The 1,157-nt window shown below is 64.9% G+C and carries 2 protein-coding genes; both read left to right on the top strand.

The features are described from left to right. On the top strand, positions 1 to 197 hold a 197-nt coding region (locus L9Z73_RS30890; protein ID WP_247408774.1), incomplete at its 5' end, for a hydrogenase maturation nickel metallochaperone HypA. Positions 198 to 220: 23 nt separating this feature from the next. Continuing rightward, a partial coding sequence (hypB, locus tag L9Z73_RS30885; RefSeq protein WP_430624330.1) for a hydrogenase nickel incorporation protein HypB occupies positions 221 to 1,157 on the top strand: 937 nt, incomplete at its 3' end.

Here is a 1,157-nt window from a genome sequence, read left to right as displayed (position 1 = left end):
TGGCGCCAGGCACCTTGCTGGCCGGTGCGCAAATCGATATTGAACAACCCCCGGGCCAGGCCTGGTGCCTGGATTGCGCCATCAGCGTGCCGCTGACCGAGCGCGGCGCTGGCTGCCCGCAGTGCGGCGGCTTCTGGCTGCAACCTACCGGCGGTACTGAACTGCGCATCCTCGACCTGCAGGTCGAGGATCATTAATCGTTTAATTTTGGAGGTACACCATGTGCGTCGTCTGCGGTTGCGGAACCGGGCATTCACACGACAAGACCGAAGCGCCAGCCACCGATAGCGATGTGCGGGTCGACGCTACCGGCGACCTGCATTACGGCGCGGGTGAGGCGCGGGTTTCAGTGCCCGGCATGAGCCAGGCCCGCACCATCCGCCTGGAGCAAGACATACTCGGCGAAAACGACCGGCACGCCGCACGCAACCGGGAAAACTTCACCGCCCACGGCGTACTGGCCCTCAATTTGGTGTCCAGCCCTGGTTCCGGCAAGACCACGCTGTTGTGCAGCACCCTCATGGCCCTGCGCCAGCGCCGCGCCGACTTGCCGCTGGCGGTGATCGAGGGCGATCAGCAAACCCGTCACGACGCCGAGCGCATCCGCGAAACCGGCGTACCTGCGATCCAGATCAACACCGGCAAAGGCTGCCACCTCGACGCCCGGATGATCACCGAAGCCTACAGCCGCCTGCCGCTGCATGACGCGCTGCATGCAGCCGGTCACGCGCATCAGTCGCCTGTGCATAGCCACGTTGATCAGCAGCCTCACGCCCACGTTCATACTCAACAGCATCAACACAGCCACCGCGCCCATGACGCCAGCGAGCCGGCCGGCATGCTGTTCATCGAGAACGTCGGCAATCTGGTCTGCCCCGCGCTATGGGATTTGGGCGAGGCGGGCAAAGTGGCGATCCTGTCGGTGACCGAGGGCGAAGACAAACCCCTCAAGTACCCGGACATGTTCGCCGCCGCGCGCCTGATGATCCTCAACAAGATCGACCTGTTGCCGCACCTGGATTTCGACGTGCAGCGCTGCCTGGACTACGCGCGACAGGTCAACCCGCAGATCCAGATCATCCAGCTCAGCGCCCGCGACGGCACCGGGCTGGATGCCTGGCTCGACTGGTTGCTGGCCGGCGCCCCCGAGGTTGACC

The organism is Pseudomonas emilianonis, from assembly GCF_023072625.1.
GTDB lineage: Bacteria > Pseudomonadota > Gammaproteobacteria > Pseudomonadales > Pseudomonadaceae > Aquipseudomonas > Aquipseudomonas paraveronii.
Note: the sequence above shows the minus strand (reverse complement) of the source record. Positions and strands in the feature narration are given on the sequence as shown.